The 15,792-nt window shown below is 38.9% G+C and carries 8 protein-coding genes; 1 reads left to right on the forward strand and 7 read right to left on the reverse strand.

Annotated elements, in window-relative coordinates:
* The 4 genes from PZB74_RS21235 to PZB74_RS21250 all read right to left on the reverse strand — a co-directional run bounded on the left by PZB74_RS21235 (nt 1) and on the right by PZB74_RS21250 (nt 7,948).
* Nucleotides 1-1,911 carry a phage tail-like protein gene (locus tag PZB74_RS21235; RefSeq protein WP_302239320.1) on the reverse strand — a complete coding sequence of 637 codons (1,911 nt, stop codon included), beginning with the start codon at nt 1,909-1,911 and terminating at the stop codon, nt 1-3.
* A gap of 438 nt (nt 1,912-2,349) precedes the next feature.
* A complete protein-coding gene (locus PZB74_RS21240; RefSeq protein WP_302239322.1) occupies nt 2,350-5,862 on the reverse strand; it encodes a PVC-type heme-binding CxxCH protein in 3,513 nt (1,170 codons plus the stop codon).
* An 84-nt stretch (nt 5,863-5,946) separates the two neighbouring features.
* Nucleotides 5,947-7,077, reverse strand: a complete 1,131-nt coding sequence (locus PZB74_RS21245) for a Gfo/Idh/MocA family oxidoreductase (RefSeq protein ID WP_302239323.1) — start codon at nt 7,075-7,077, stop codon at nt 5,947-5,949.
* 10 nt (nt 7,078-7,087) lie between these two features.
* The gene (locus PZB74_RS21250) at nt 7,088-7,948 is read right to left on the reverse strand and encodes a sugar phosphate isomerase/epimerase family protein (protein WP_367281453.1); all 861 of its coding nucleotides are present in this window, start codon (nt 7,946-7,948) and stop codon (nt 7,088-7,090) included.
* A gap of 225 nt (nt 7,949-8,173) precedes the next feature.
* On the opposite strand from PZB74_RS21250, the gene PZB74_RS21255 reads away from it, so the two are divergent.
* On the forward strand, nt 8,174-9,061 hold the full coding sequence (locus PZB74_RS21255) for an AraC family transcriptional regulator (protein ID WP_302239324.1): 888 nt from the start codon (nt 8,174-8,176) through the stop codon (nt 9,059-9,061).
* Between the two features lie 64 nt (nt 9,062-9,125).
* On the opposite strand, the gene PZB74_RS21260 is transcribed toward PZB74_RS21255, so the two are convergent.
* The 3 genes from PZB74_RS21260 to PZB74_RS21270 all read right to left on the reverse strand — a co-directional run bounded on the left by PZB74_RS21260 (nt 9,126) and on the right by PZB74_RS21270 (nt 15,704).
* Nucleotides 9,126-13,082, reverse strand: a complete 3,957-nt coding sequence (locus PZB74_RS21260) for a PAS domain S-box protein (protein WP_302239325.1) — start codon at nt 13,080-13,082, stop codon at nt 9,126-9,128.
* A gap of 184 nt (nt 13,083-13,266) precedes the next feature.
* Nucleotides 13,267-14,508, reverse strand: coding sequence for a T9SS type A sorting domain-containing protein (locus PZB74_RS21265; RefSeq protein ID WP_302239326.1), 1,242 nt, complete (start codon nt 14,506-14,508; stop codon nt 13,267-13,269).
* A gap of 11 nt (nt 14,509-14,519) precedes the next feature.
* A complete protein-coding gene (locus tag PZB74_RS21270) occupies nt 14,520-15,704 on the reverse strand; it encodes a sigma-54-dependent transcriptional regulator (protein ID WP_302239328.1) in 1,185 nt (394 codons plus the stop codon).
* Between the last annotated feature and the right edge of the window lie 88 nt (nt 15,705-15,792).

Below are 15,792 nucleotides of genomic sequence, written 5' to 3' on the forward strand. Positions count from 1 at the left end.
TTATAACCCTTTCCACTTAATATCTCCATTATCCAGATATCGGTAATACAACTTCTTCTCATCTACGCTGTAATAGAAATCCCCTATATTTCCAATATTATCCCCCTCTACAGGTTTTTCATCACCCATGTAAAGTATAGGTGTACGGTAGGAATCTGCTATTCCCCCAGTATTAATAGGTGCGGGAGCAGCTGTGTTATACCCTCCCAACAAAATCCAGCTTCCACCAGACTTACGGTATACCCTATTATCATTTGTGTCGTAATAATAATCACCATTATCTGCTTCAATAGGATTTAAGGAAGTGGGAGTAATCGTTCCGGAATACCATTGCTGGTCGCCAAACAGGCTACTATTTACTGCAGCAGGCTCCCAGGAACTTCCGTTCCAGGTAAGCACATCGTCCAGTCCAGGAGCATCGGTGCTCACATTTCTTCCCTGAATAGCAGTAACTTGTGTATTTCCATTATTCGCAAGTGACACATCTCCACTGATACTCCTCGCATTTACCTGCGATCCATCTCCAATCAAGATCTGACCATTTGACGTATTGCTTAGCTGAAGTTGGTCAGCATTGAGTTGAAGGCCTCCACCTCCAATATTTAACTCAAGACTTCCATCAGCATTTTGTGCTAAACCTTCGCCTGCTACATCCGCATTAATTTTGTCTTTAGTTACAGCCTGGTTAGCAATTTTAGCCGTAGTAACGGCCTGATCAAGAATCTTGGCTGTAGTGATAGCATCCAGTGTGATGGTCATTGTACCATCGCTATTGAGCTGAATGTCACCCGATATATTTACAGAACTTGCTTTGCCCGCTGAGTTACCCACCAGCACCTGCCCTTCAGGTAAATCATTCTTCTGGAAAGAAGAGAAATCTACTTCATGCGTATTACCTGCTTCTACAATCTTAAGACGATCAGCCGTTTTCCAAGAAAAATCACTTACAGTTTCGTTAGTGGCATCAGAATCATCATCTTCCACCGAAAAGCTGGTACCACCCCCATTGGTAATTCCTATCGTAATATCATTACCTGTTCTGCTACCAATTAGATTCTGATTGTCTGTACCTGTACCATCCTGTAGGGAGCTTAAATCAACACTTGAACCACTACCGCTAATTGATAGTGTATTTCCACTTAACGCAAGGCTCTGAGAGTCTGTATTAAGACTAGTAAGATTTATGCTATTACCATTACTTATGCTTAACGTACTCCCTGAGAGGTTAAGCGTTTGGTTATCTGTATTATCCAGATAAGGACTTAAATCAATACTAGTGGCTGATGGATTGTCCGTAACTTTTAATTGATTAGCATTAAGGCTAAGATCCTGCTGATAGAATTTATCCTTAGAAAGGGTAACACTATTACCGCCTTCCAGACTTAATACTCTTAAAGTACTATCGTAAGTTAAAGCAGGAGTTTCTGCCGCGGCAATCTGGGATAGCACAAAACTTCGCGTAGCTGCGTCCTGAGCATCCACAGGTTCTCCAATATTTTTTATTCTTAAACCATTTGCATTAGCTCCCCTACTAAGCACTGAGTTAAGATCCTGCAATTCATTCGTATTATCTAAATCACCTACGTTATTGATCAGGTTATTGCTAATTTCAATTCCTTCGCCTGCCTTTAAGGCCGTATTTTCATTGCTATTTCCAGGTAGTGTTATCAGTTCTTCCTGAGGCTGGCTCTCATTATTTTCTGGCAATAATGCATACCATTTATTTATCCACCAGTAATAAAACTTACCTTCATTCTCTACAAAAACCAATAGTCCATTATCATTTTCAGTAAGCTTTTGTTGTAGTTGTGCTATTTCTGAGGAGTTTAATCGGGGCACTAGTAAACCTTGATTTTTTTCTTTTGAAACTAGTTCAAGTACTGCGTTTGGGTTAGGTTGATCCGTTCCCATACCTACTACTGTTTGTCCAAAGAGCTTTGTAATAGGTGCAAAGCATAAAAATAAGGCTAATACCAGTAAAACCATATTGTAGTAATACTGTGACCCTTTTGCTAAAAAAAGTAAAGAAGAATACAAATAGCTCATGTTCAAAATCCGTCTTTCCTTATAATTTTAAACTTACTACTTATATTTATATAAAATATTGCATAAATACAATTAAAACTTACATGAGCTCCGCTTTTGTGTTTTGGTATATTTTTTATTGGAAGTAGACCTATTTTACGATGAACAATGCTTCACTAAGCAGCTAAGCTCTCAATGAAAAAGACACTTTTTAACACCATATTTTTTTAGAAATTTGGAGAGCATAAAAAACTCCATTAGCTATAGCATAAACTAATGGAGTTCAGCAGATGAAGTAGTTTACCAAAGTATAAGTTGCTTAACCTATGCCGGGCTACTACTAACAACCTTCATTATACCTTGCATAATTCTCCAGTGGCCAGGAAATGTACATACAAAGGGGTATTCACCTGCTTTTTGCGGAGCTTGAAAAATAAGTTCTGCACTTGCCTCCGGATCTATGAGCGGGGTACTAAACAAAACTTCTATCATATCCGGCACATAATTTTTCTCAGCACCATTAGGATCGGTAGCCATTTTATCAGCGGCTTTACCCACTTTTTCTAAAGTACCAGGCTGGATGATAAGCAGATTATGCTGCATAAAATCAGGGTTATCAAACACTATTTTAACAGGCTTACCAGCTTCTACTACAAATTCGCTCACATCGTACTTCATCGCGTTTTTAACAGTCTTAATATGGATTACCTGTACATCGGCCATTTCTACTCCCTCATCTGTATTAGGTTTAGTGATAGGCTTGTTCCAGTAGTTATCCATAAAAAAAGCTGCCAGCCCTTGTTCAGAGAAAGGGAGCTTTACGCTATTAAACTCTTTCTCAACCTGATACTTCCAATCGCCCGCTAAAGAAATAAGGCTATTTTTAGCTTTGATGTGCATTTCATCCTGAGTTCCACTAAAGCCCCCACCTCCCTGGTAATCTTCTACTCTTACAACTACCAGGTTGTTACCAGCCTTAAGTACACCATCAGGTATAGTATAAGATCTAGGTGCCTGATAATCGTTTTTAATCCCTCCTACTCTAATTCCATTGATCCAGACCTCATCGGTATCATCTACGGCACCTAAGGAAATAATAGCTTTATTACTCACAGCTGAAGATGGAATGCTTATAGTTTTTCTGAACCATATAATACCATCTATATCTAAACCGGCATCTTCTATTAATGTAGGCAAAGCCATGCTTTTCCAGGAAGTATCCTTAAAGTCAGGGGATTCTCGGGTAGGCGTCATCATGTCCTGAACAGCAGCATCAGAGTAGCTGGGATTATCTTCTATAAAAGCACTGATAAACCCTTCCCTATGTTTACCTGCGGCCAAATAGGTAGCCTGAGCCAGCCAGTTATCTTGTTGGATGGTATTATCCTGTGCTCTACTGTATAAAGTTGCTCCTAAGCCATTAGATGGGGCATAATGGGCAAGATTTAGGGTAGCCGCCAGTTGGTTAGTAGGTTCTTCATCATTCAGTAGGTCAGCTCTTAATATAGCTTCTTTACTCCAGGGCTCTGAAGGTAAAATCTGCATTGCTGCTCTTCGTACTCCAGCCGCTGGGTGCTTAAGTGCCTTTACCACATGATCATAAGCTTCTTCGTTTTCTAATGCACCTAAACCATGAATGGTCCATAGAGCATGTAGAGCTGCGGTATTCATTCCTAAGTCATCTGTTGTTCTATCTGACAGAATTTGATAAAGATCTGGTAATACCTCTTTATTTCCCTTTTCTACCAATAAACGCTGGGCAGTAAGACGCCAAAACATATTATCGTGCGTTAGTGCTTCTAATAGCTGCTCATTGTCTTCAGCATCAAGCTGTAGCTTAGAATAGGGCTCCGCATCTTTGTAGACAATACGCCAGATTCTACCGTGCTTTCTATCTCTTAAAGGGTTGACATAAGCATTTCCGTCGCCTGTTTCTGCTTCATAACCACCACGGTCAGGCGTAGGTGTCGGATTATGTTGAACAATAAAATTATACCAGTCTGCTACCCATACTGCACCGTCAGGACCAACTTTAGCCTCAACTGGTGACACCCATTCATCAGCACTAGCCATTAGGTTTCCTCCATTTTTTTCTATAAAGCCTGCGCCTTGTTTCTCAATGATAGCTGTATGCAATATGTTTCCAGTTGGTTCGCAAACTAGTGCTGCCCTGCTCCAGTAGTTTCGCGGAAAGCTACGTGCGGTATAAAAGCTATGCCCTGAAGCTGCTGTGTACCCTCCCCAAACATCAACCTGACGTATATTTGGGGTAAGTGTTTGCATGGCATAATGCCCATCAATTTTACTACTACCTTGTAGACTTAAGCCCTCTACTCCTTCATAATACGAATTAGGAATTCCTACATATACACTATGTGTATTATTTGCAGTAGACGCAAAAACATCAAAATTTTCAGTAAAGCCCAAACCCCAGGTGTTATTGCTGGTACGTGTAATGTATTCAAACTTTTCTAAATCCGGTGTAAAGCGGTATACCCCCTGTCCAAACTCAAATTCCTGATTAGCAATTCTACCTTTAAACCCCGAATAGCCTACTACTCCCCATATATTATTATCTACCCCGTACCTTAAATTTGAAGGCCCAGCATGAGTATCAAAAGTACCCCAACCTTCCATAATTACTTCTCTTACATCAGCTTTATCATCGCCATCGGTATCTTTTAGAAAGAGAAAATTAGGTACCTGCGATACAATTATTCCCCCTTGAGAAAATACCAGGCTGGTTGGAATATTTAGCTGATCTGCAAAAATGGTAAATTTATCAGCTTTTCCATCTCCATCCGTATCTTCACATATTTTGATACGATCATCCCCTTTACCATTGTCATTTCGTACAGTGTTGGGATAATCTACTGTTTCAATCACCCAGAGACGGCCTTTTTCATCCCAATCCATGGCAATTGGATTAATAATGTCTGGTTCGGCAGCAAATAGCTCTAACTCAAATTCTGGAGGCACCTGTATCAGTTTTTTTGACTCTTCCGGAGAAAGAGGTAACTGATACCGTGGAGCAGGGTCTCTCTTTTCATAATTAGGAATACTATCTTTATCAACATATTGTAGCTGAGGCATGTCCTGAACATAAGCCTGCCATTTTTCTTTTGTTTGATCATCAACTGCCCATAGTATACCTTTTTCAATAAGTTTATGGAACTCAGGATGACTCCATACTCTCTCATCATGTCCATAAGCAGTATAGAACACCTTACCCTTACCCTGCTCTCTTACCCAGGTCCAGGGTTCAGCCTCACCATCCTTACCTTTTCTTTCCATCAATACGACACGATCATCATTATGCTTATGATGTACATATGTTTCATCCCACACAGAAAACTCTTCCACACCTTCTATAGCAGCATGTTCTCCATTAATAATATTTGCTACAAAAGTACCTGTTTCATGTTTGAGGAACTGAGCTCCTACCATATCAATAAACTTATCTGAGTTATGAAAACAGTAGCTGGCGCAATGAACCGGGATAAACGCTTTACCACCTTCAACGAAATTCATTAAAGCCTTCTCCTGTGCAGCTGAGATAGTTTCGTGGTTTGCATAGAGCAAAAGGCCATCGTAATAGCTTAGTTTTTCAGCATTTAAATCATTTAAATCTTCGGTATAGGTAAAGTTGATCCCGCTTTGAAACAAAGCGGAAGATAGTAGAGGCATGTAAGCTTCAGAATTGTGATGCTCACTATCATGCCCTAAAAACAGTATTTCTATGGGCTTTGGATTGTTATCGGCACTTTTTTTCTCTTGAGAGCAAGCAAGCAATGTAAAGCTAAACAAGAGAATGTACCAGTAGTTGATCGTCTTCATGACTAATGGGGTGTAGCATTAATAAAGCAAAAGCAAGCCTGTGTGACTAACAGCGGACAGGCTTGCATATGAGGATAATGTTTACTATGACGGTAGTGTAAAATCAGGCATTTTCATCACTTCTCCGTTCTTTTGCGCTGATTCATGGGCTATAATGCCTACGCAGGTAATATTAGCTGATTGTACTGCATTTGGATATGGATCTTTATTATTAACCAAGGCATCTAAAAACGCATGAACCAAATGAGGATGCGAACCACCATGACCCGCACCTTGAGTAAAGGAGAGATGTTGGTTGTCATCTTCATCATAAACCCCTTTGGTAGTAAAATGCTGAATTTCTTTAGGAAGAAGTTTCGCGAAATCTGGGCATTCTACTTCTTGAGGAATCTCTGGCTCAGGTTTTTTAGCAGTATGTACTACCAATGGATTACCTTCTATGAGAGGCCACTCCACTCCTTTTTTTGAGCCATATACTTCAAAACTTTCTCTGTACTGTCGGGCAACATCAAAAAGTGAACGATAGATATGTGCACTCAAATCCGAATTACGAAATTTGATATGGGTTGTCTCTACTGCATATGGAGAATTGTAATGATGATGAAGCTCCTCCCTTATAGTACCTGACCCAAAACAGGATACATACTCTGCCTCTGCTCTGGTTAATCCAAGTACCGGACCTACACAATGCGTAGCGTAATACATAGGAGGTAAACCTGGCCAGTAATTAGGCCAGCCGTCCATATCCTGCTGATGGCTTGCTTTTAGAAACTGTACTTTCCCTAGTTCACCATTTTCATACAACTCCCTCATGTACAAAAATTCACGAGCATAGACTACAGTTTCCATCATCATATAGGTGAGCCCTGTTTCCTGAGTAAGTTTGACGATTTGCTCACATTCTTCAACCGTAGTAGCCATAGGCACAGTACAGGCTACATGCTTTCCTGCCTTGAGCGCCTTTATGGATTGTGATGCATGGTCGGGAATAGGTGTATTGATATGTACTGCATCAACATCTGGATCTTGAAGTAGCTCATCATATGAGGTATACCTTTTTTCTATACCAAAAGCATCTCCTACTTCATCCAGTTTAGATTGTGTTCTCTGGCAAATGGCATACATATTGGCATTTGGATGTTTTTGATAAATAGGTATAAACTCCGCCCCAAAGCCTAAACCAACAATGGCTATGTTTATTTTATTTTTAGTCATCGGTATTGTATTAATAATTAAACGTCTTCTTCATAAAAGCGAGCCCATCAGATGCGAATGCATCCTGGTCAGGTACCAGATGCCTCCATATACACACAGCTTCAGCCAGTTCTTTTATGTCTGGTGTAAAGCTTTCTATACTAATAGCACCTTCATACTTATTGGCTGCTAATGCTTTGCTGAGCACATCCCAACGTACACTTCCGGTACCTGGAGTACCTCTGTAATTGTCAGCTATTTGTACATGTATTAGCTTATTCCCTGCTTGTTCTATTGCCTTGGCAAGGTCAGGTTCTTCAATATTCATGTGAAAAACATCCACCATAATTTTTGCTGCCGGGTGGTTAATGTCCTGAATCAGTTTTTCCACGTCTTCCACAGTGTTTACCATGTCAGACTCAAATCGGTTCAGAGGTTCCAACGCAATAGAAAGTCCTTCTGCTGCCGCATGCTCACAAACCACGCGCAGGTTGTGGACCGCTCTATCCCATTCTACTTTTCTTTCTTCAGGACTAAGCATACGCGCATTACCTACAGCAGCATACATTGGCCCTGCTAAAAATTTGGTTTCCCAATGCTGGCAGAGCTTAAAGCATTCCAGAATATATTGGTGGCAATTCTGCTGTACTTTAGTATCAGTATGAGTAAAATCCCGACTGGGACCGAAGGCACCGCAAACTACAGCTTTCAACTCGTAATCATCCAGTGCTTTTTTTACCTGCCTGGCATCTATTTGCTCAGGATACTCTACAGGTATTTCCACCAGATCGTAGCCCATATTTTTGATCCTGGGAAAAAGCTCAAAGGCTGTTTCAGTAGTAAAAGGGGATGTCCAGAGCCAGGTACTGACTCCAAATTGAGGATTTATCATTATTAGGTTGTCTTTAAAATCTGCTATTCTGCTAGTGCCTACAATTGTAGACTAACAATAAGCTCATTCTAATCAGTATACATGAGATGAGCTTTACCGATGCAACTATTATTTACAATAATGAGTAATTATGTTTATAAATTCTTACTGTTTATTAGCACTTACCAGCACTATTATATCTTAATTTGTTGTATACATGTGTTAATATGATATATTAGTGTAAATATGCCCCTAGCTCTAAGAAAATCTCCAATACCTGATAGTCAGACATTCGTCATTAAAGCTTTAAAGGAAGCTAACTTTGACCCCAACTGGCATTTTCATCAGGAATATCAACTTTTTGTGGTGCTTAAAGGAAGCGGTACCCGCTTTGTTGGTGACCATATAAAGTCTTTTGATGCCGGTGACCTGGTGTTTACCGGCCCTAACCTCCCCCACTTGTGGCGCAGCGATCGCAAATTTTTTGACGGAAATAAAGATATACAATCCGAGGGTATCGTTATTTATCTTCAGGAACACTTTCCGGGAAAAGACTTTATTTTTAAAGAAGAAAGTATCAAGCTAAAGAACCTATTAGAACGCTCTCGCAGAGGGCTAGAGTTTTATGGAAATACAGCAAAAAAGGTTCGTGGAATGATGCAGAAACTTTTACACAAGTCAGGGCTTGAAAGTATTATATATCTTTTAGAAATCCTGAACCTAATGATTCATTCAGATGATGTTCATGAGCTATCCAGCCCGGGTTATACCAACTCGCTTAAAGAAGGAGACACAGAAGTAATGAATCGCATACATGCCTACGTTATGGACCACTTTAAACAGCAAATCCAGCTTAATGATGTAGCTACTCTCGCCAATATGACGCCGACATCATTTAGCCGTTACTTTAAAGTACATGCTAATAAGACTTTTTCGGAATTTGTAAGTGAGGTACGTATTGGTCATGCCTGTCGCTTATTGATTGAAGATAAAATGAATGTTGCACAAGCCTGTTATGAAAGTGGCTTTCAAACTCTGACCAACTTTAATCGTCAATTTAAAGCCAGAACGAACAGAACACCCTTACAGTACAAAAAGGAGTATGAAGGAAGGCTTACACATGGTACTTTATAAAAAAAGTCAGCCCGCTTTAATTTTTGAAGGCGAGCTGACTTTTCGTATCTAATAAATTAATTGATTACTTCAACTTAACAGTTTCAAGCACCTCACTCACATTATTAATCTCACGACTAAGTGCTGTAATGGTATCATTGATGTTATTAATATCAAACACTGATTGATCTTCTAAAAAAGCAGCTAAAACTGCCAGTTTAGGCATGCTAGCTGAGGAAGTACTTCCTTTGATCTTATGACCAATTTTTTTGATAGATACTATATCCTGCTGTAAAAAGGCGGTATTCAAACTTTTCAATGAGTCTTCCAACTGAAGAAGTAGTTCTTCAACTAATTCTGTAGCAGTGGCATCATCAAAACCGGTTTTATCCTTAAACCCTTCATAATCAAAATGATCTACGTGTTTCAACCTAGGCTTCTTTACTTCCATATTTTCCGGCTCGTTATTTTCATTCAATAACCATTCATTAAATTTTTGCTCCAGACTTTCTAACACAAAAGGCTTACTCATATAATCATCCATACCAGCTTCTATACATCTTTCGTATTCTCCCTTTACAGTACCGGCAGTAAGTGCTATAATTACTACATTATTACCAGTTTCTTTCTCCCGTATCTGCTGGGTAGCTTCATAACCACTTACCTCTGGCATCTGAATATCCATTAGTATCAAATCTGGTGAGTGTATAGAAAATTGTTCAACCGCCTCTCTTCCATTTTTAGCCTCCAATATATTCGCATTTGGCAAGACTTCTTTCACCATATTTTTCGCTAAAAGGATATTGAAGGGAACATCATCCACAATCAGAATATTGTAGACTGTAGTATCATTTTCCACCTTTTCAGGAATACTAATCTTAGAACTATCAGTATTTGTACTTTTAATATTGGTGATTGTATTGAACAACTGCTGAATAGTAATTGGTTTACTCAACTGGCTATGTACATTCAGTTCTTTACAGTGCTTTTGTATGGTCGTCTCTTCCGAAGAACTATGTAGTAGAATTATTGGCAACTCACCTTCAGTAAGCTGAAGCACATTTCTGATTTGACGTATCACTTCAATACCATCCATAAATGGCATATTAAAATCTATGATAGCTAAGTCGTAATCATTATTAGTCTTAATTTTTTCCAGAGCGCTTATCCCATTATCCGCGATGTCTGACTCAATACTTCGCAAAGAAAGCATCTCTTTTAGAATAAAGCTGTTGTTTTGGTTATCATCAACTACCAGTACTTTTTTGATAGCCTTAAGTGTATCCCACTCAGAGAGATCACTATTTTCGCTATTCACACAGATATTAAAGAAGAACCTGGATCCCTTTCCGGACTCACTTTCTAACTGTAGCTGAGATCCCATTAGAGATAATAACTTATTTGAAATTGTAAGCCCTAACCCTGTACCACCGTACTTACGTGTAGTAGAACTATCCTCCTGCCCAAAAGCTTCAAATATTTGCTTCTGCTTTTCTTTTGAAATACCTATACCCGTATCACGTACAGAGAACTCAATATTGACCTCGCCATTAGTACAGGGGTTGGCTGTACACTTTATACGGAGCTCTATCTCACCTTGATGGGTAAACTTAGATGCATTACCTAACAGGTTAATTAAAATTTGCCTGATCCTTACCGGGTCCACCCAAACGAACCTGGGTAGTTCCGGGGAAATATGCAGTAATAGCTCCAGCCCCTGCTCATCAGCTTTGTATTTAACAATTTCTGCTACCTGAGCGGAAAGCTCCCATAGATCTGTTTTCTCTACTGAAATTTCCAGTTTACCAGCTTCAATTTTAGAAAAATCTAAAATATCATTTATAAGATCTAGTAAAGAATTCGCCGACTGATGTACCGCCTGCATATATTGCTTTTGTGAACTGTTAAGTTCAGATTTCATCAACAGCTCACTAAAGCCAATAACACTATTAAGGGGGGTTCTGATTTCGTGACTCATATTCGCCAGAAATTCAGATTTTGCTTTACTAGCTGCTTCTGCATGTTCTTTAGCGTAAAGTGCAGACTTCTCGGCGTTTTTTCTGTCGGTAATATCGTTAATCTGAGAAACAAAATGTAAAGGATTGCCAAGGCTATCTCTGATCAAAGATACAGAGATTAGTCCCCAGAGTAGTTCACCGTCTTTTCTGTAATACCTTTTTTCTATTTGGTAATTATCCTGCTTGCCTGCGAACAAATCTGCGATCTGTGACGTGTCAATTTTATGATCATCCGGATGGGTAATCTCCTTTAATGATTTAGATTGCAACTCCGCATTACCATAGCCAAGCATTTTACAGAGACTCTGATTTACTTTCAACCAGCTACCATTAATTCCAATCAGGGCAATGCCATTGGCAGAATGTTCAAACGCACCTTTAAACCTTTCTTCACTAACTAATAATTGTTGCTCTTTGGCTTTATCAATGTCTATGTCCTGAAACATGCCATAGAGCTTCATACACTTGCCGTCTTCAAACTGAGGAAGACCTATAGCTCTGACCCATCTGCTATTTCCCCTTGCTGTACTAATCTGAACCTCTAGATCAAACGACCTACCATTTTCTATAGCTTCATTAACTGAATTAAGTATTTTGTCTTTACTTTTTCCCTGATAGAAGCTAACTGCACTCTCCATAGTAGGCTCAAAGTCATCATCAACCTCGTGGATCTCACGAGTTACGGTACTCCAGACTGGTAGGTTTGTCTCTAAATCTACTTCCCAGAAACCAATACGAGCTACATGGTTTGTTCTCTCCAGCAATTCTTTATAATGCTGTAGCTGCATTTCATTGTTTTTGCGGTCTGTAATTTCTAAAGCAGATCCAGAAACCCATAAGGTCTGATTATCCAACTTAATGGCTTTTCCTTTGTTTAATACCCATACCCAGCTCCCATTTTTATGCTGCATTCTCATTTCGCATTCATAAAAATCTGTTTTTCCTCCTAGGTGTGCTTCTAGTTTTTCCTCAGAACGTTTTTGGTCGTCAGGATGAATAAATTTAAGCCAGGTATCAATAGATATAGGCTCAAGCTCCTCTAAAGTGTAGCCTATAATTTCTGCCCAACGCTCATTTAAAATAGTCTCTCCAGAGTGGATATTCCACTCCCAGCTTCCGGCATCTGTCCCTTTAATAATTTGATCAAAACGTTGACGCTCAATTTTGATCTCGTCATCCATTTTGTTTTTATCAGTAATATCTCGGGCAATCGCATATAGTTTTCCCGTAGATAATTCAGGCGAAGCCACCCACTGTAAATCTTTATACTGACCAGACTTTATACGAAAGCGATGTGTAAAATTAAGCGTATTAATACCAGATGCCAACTTAGCAATTTCATCTTTTGTAACTTGTAGATCGTCAGGATGAATAAATTTATAAAAAGACTCGCCCAACAACTCATCTTCTTCCCAGCCAAGAACACTCGTAAAAGTAGGATTCACTTTTTTGAAAAACCCATCTGTACCAGCGACACAAATCAAATCTATTGATAATTGAAATAACCTTTCATAGTTGTCAAGCTCACTTTTTTTCTTTCTTGCTACGATTTGATCTACAATTTCTTCGGCCAAAACTTTAAGAACTTCCTTTTGACTTTCGGAAAGTTTTTTTGGCTTTTTATCTAATACACATATTGTTCCTAGTGCATAGCCATCTGCGTCTATCAAAGGGCAACCCGCATAAAATCTAATTTTCGGTCCGCCCACAACCATAGGGTTATTTTTAAAACGATCATCTGTGGTAGCATCTTCTACCTCAAGAAGCTCATTTTCCATGAGCGCATATTTACAAAATGAATCATTTCTATGAGTTTCTTCCAGGTCTACTCCTACCTTAGACTTAAACCACTGACGATCTTTATCAATTAAGCTTACAAGTGCTATCGGCACCTCGCAAGTTGTAGCCGCGAGTTTTGTAAGACGATCAAATGCTTTCTCCGGGGGAGTATCTAAAATAAAGTAATTGTGCAACGCTTTTAAGCGATCCTTTTCATTTGCTGGTATATCGCACCTCATGCTCATTCGTTCTATTTTTTTGAACACATGTCCTTTTCAGACTTTAATCTGAACTTCTCACACTGTTTTTTCACGAGTACTACTCTCTTCAGCAGTAGCACTAAAAATATATATTCTATCTGTTAATAGAGGCTATAATAACTTGAGTGTACTTTGTCTATGAAGTAGGCTTGTGTAAACTACAGCTTCTTCACTTTGACACTATTTCACTTTCAATTTTACCAAGTTTGGTAAGACGGAGGTTATTGGACTGGTAGCCATTTGTTTTTAAGCTCAGGAGGTAAGTTCCGGGCTCCAAATCTAATTGGTCTTCATAGTTTATTTGATTTACGCCATCAGTTACGTCACTTTTTAGTGTAGCTAATGTTTTTCCTTCTAAATCTTTAACAGAAAGCTCAACTTCACCAGCTTGAGCCATTTTAAATTCCACATTAAAAGAGTTGTTAAATGGATTTGGACTTACCAAAATATTGCTGATTAATTGATTAGCTTCATAGTTATCGTTTCTAACTGCTGCTACATCAAAAAATTCCTGCTTTCCGTTAGGGGCAGTATGCTTAAGTCGGTAAAAACTCACACCAGACAATGGATTAGCATCAATAGCTGAGTACATACCTTCAGTTGATGTTCTTTCAGGGTTTGATTCAGTAGCTACTGCTTGAAAATTAATTCCGTCAATACTTCTTTCTATAGTAAAGTTCTCTCCAAGCAATGACTCATCCGTAGACCAGTTGATTAGAACCTTTGCATTTATCATATCTACATCAAATGAAGTTAGTGCGCTCTGTTCCAACTCAACTAACCTATATAACATAGGATGCTGCACTTTCAATGAAGATAGCCCCTGCTTGTATTGCGAAAGCGACGTTGATACTTTGTCATCTCTCAACACATATAACTGTCCTTGCTCGGCCTTATAACTGTTTTGACGTTCTTCATCAAATGCCAGGTTATCCGAAACGATAATTACTCCTTCATTATCAATACTGTTCTTTTTGTCAGTAAAAATACTACCTCCTACCATCAGCACTCCTTCTTCAGCTACTCTAATTTTATTTTCTTTACCAAGAATTAGATCTCCGAGTATGTTAAGTGTATCTATAACAGTAAGTGTCTTTTCACCTCCTTTTTTAAAGCTTAAGCTACCTGCACGAGTCACATAACTATAAATCTCTATGCTTGCTTTTACTTTGGAAGCATCAGGAGCTACTCCATCATTCCAAATGGAATCACTCTCCCATAGGCCTTTTTTTATGGTAAAATTAAATGTGTTAGCTGCTCTACCGTCAGAGCTGTTACCTAAGTTCAAATAAAAGAACACTCCACCACTCACCAACAACGCCAATGCTATACCATAAGAAGCATAGACTAATGTTTGCTTCTGTTTGGTAGAAGTAGATACATTTTGTCTCAGATTTCTTCTGTTTTTCATAATGAGATTTTTTAAGCTATGGAAGGAGAAAACATCAGATCTTCTACCTCAATTTTGTCGCCATCGCAGATCAGCGCAGCACGTTCAACAAAAGACTTAAGTTCACGAATATTACCAGGCCAGTTGTGATGTAGCATGGCCTCCAGGGCATCTCTGGAAAAGGATTTAGGCGTAATCTTGCTTTGTGTACAAAACTCTTGTAGAAAGTTTCTGGCAAGTAAGAGTACATCATTACCTCTATCACGCAAAGGGGAAAGTTCTATAATGTAACCCTGTAGCCTATAATATAGATCTTCACGAAACTTACCTTCTTTTACTCTTTGAGCAAGGTTTTTATTGGTGGCTGCAATAACACGAGCATCAATTTTAATTTCTTTGTTGCTTCCTATTCTGCAAACTGATTCTTCCTGAAGTACCCTAAGCAATTTAGTCTGAAGACTGATATCCATTTCACCAATTTCATCTAACAGTATGGTTCCCCCACTTGCCTCTTCAAATTTGCCTATGCGCTTACTGTTGGCACCCGTAAATGCCCCTTTCTCGTGCCCGAAAAGCTCACTCTCAATGAGGTCTTCTGGAATGGCTGCTACATTTACAGCTACAAAAGGCTTTCTTTTACGAGGAGAATTATAGTGGATAGCTCGAGAAATAACTTCTTTACCCGTTCCACTTTCACCAGTAACCAGCACCTGAATATTAGTGTGCTCTATCTTTTGCAGTAAGCTTATAGTTTTTAAAACAGATTGACTTTCTCCTATAATTGAAGAGTATTTATGTCTATCTATAATCTGGTCTTTAAGGTTATCTACTTCTCGTCTCAGTTGTATGTGACTGGTCAATTTGCCTACACATTGCTCTAGTTCAGCAAAGGTATTCGGATTTTTAATGATGTAGTAGTTAGCTCCTTCTCTATAACACTCTACTGCCACACTCACTTCCTCCTGGCCAGAAACAATAATTGTGGATATCTCGGGGTTATACTTTTGCACCCTCCTTAGAACATCCAGCCCACTTAAACCAGGAAGGTTATAGTCTATGGTAATGATGTCTGGGTTCTCGCCAAGATTGTTGAATAGTTCTTCACCGGATGAAAATACCTTTACCTCATAATCGCTATTTTTCTCAAGGGTAAGCTTGATCATTTTGCTATACATGAGATCATCCTCTACGCAAAATATTTTTATAATCTTTCTCATTATTAAAAAGTAGATTCTTGTCGTTGAGACAAATATAATTTTAGAGATAGACTAAAAAACTTCTCTCTTAAGCTACACCTAAGTATGT

It is taken from the genome of Porifericola rhodea (genome assembly GCF_030506305.1).
GTDB lineage: Bacteria > Bacteroidota > Bacteroidia > Cytophagales > Cyclobacteriaceae > Catalinimonas > Catalinimonas rhodea.

Excerpts from the sequence above, each read along its gene's own strand:
- PZB74_RS21235 (WP_302239320.1), bottom strand. The coding sequence starts at position 1,911 with ATGGGAACGGATCAACCTAACCCAAACGCAGTACTTGAACTAGTTTCA.
- PZB74_RS21240 (WP_302239322.1), bottom strand. The coding sequence starts at position 5,862 with ATGAAGACGATCAACTACTGGTACATTCTCTTGTTTAGCTTTACATTG.
- PZB74_RS21245 (WP_302239323.1), bottom strand. The coding sequence starts at position 7,077 with ATGACTAAAAATAAAATAAACATAGCCATTGTTGGTTTAGGCTTTGGG.
- PZB74_RS21250 (WP_367281453.1), bottom strand. The coding sequence starts at position 7,948 with ATGATAAATCCTCAATTTGGAGTCAGTACCTGGCTCTGGACATCCCCT.
- PZB74_RS21255 (WP_302239324.1), top strand. The coding sequence starts at position 8,174 with ATGCCCCTAGCTCTAAGAAAATCTCCAATACCTGATAGTCAGACATTC.
- PZB74_RS21260 (WP_302239325.1), bottom strand. The coding sequence starts at position 13,082 with ATGAGCATGAGGTGCGATATACCAGCAAATGAAAAGGATCGCTTAAAA.
- PZB74_RS21265 (WP_302239326.1), bottom strand. The coding sequence starts at position 14,508 with ATGAAAAACAGAAGAAATCTGAGACAAAATGTATCTACTTCTACCAAA.
- PZB74_RS21270 (WP_302239328.1), bottom strand. The coding sequence starts at position 15,704 with ATGAGAAAGATTATAAAAATATTTTGCGTAGAGGATGATCTCATGTAT.